The organism is Corynebacterium glyciniphilum AJ 3170, assembly GCF_007673095.1.
GTDB lineage: Bacteria > Actinomycetota > Actinomycetes > Mycobacteriales > Mycobacteriaceae > Corynebacterium.
This window is the reverse complement of record NZ_VDYZ01000440.1, coordinates 1-217: the sequence shown is the minus strand read 5'-3', so window position 1 is coordinate 217 and position 217 is coordinate 1. Positions and strand designations below refer to the sequence as shown.

Annotated in this window: 1 protein-coding gene; it reads left to right on the top strand. The window is 68.2% G+C overall.

What is annotated here, in order from left to right:
- A partial coding sequence (locus FS507_RS18350) for a hypothetical protein (RefSeq protein WP_222121495.1) occupies positions 1-214 on the top strand: 214 nt, incomplete at its 5' end.
- Positions 215-217: the final 3 nt, after the last annotated feature.

The following is a 217-nucleotide window of genomic DNA, read 5'->3' as shown; positions in this document are numbered from 1 at the left end:
ACTGGTGAGGATCGCGGAGACGCGGATACCCACCAGGATGAGGCGCGTCCCGGCGACGGTGGCTTTCCAGGGGAGGGGGAAGAGGAGGAGGGGGAGGGGGAGCGGGATGAGGGTGGGGGTGGGGGTGTGGATGGGGATCGGGGGATGGGAGATGGTGTTGGGGGGGGGGTTGAGTGGGGGAGAGGGAGGGGTGGAAGAGGTGGGGTACCATTGAGTC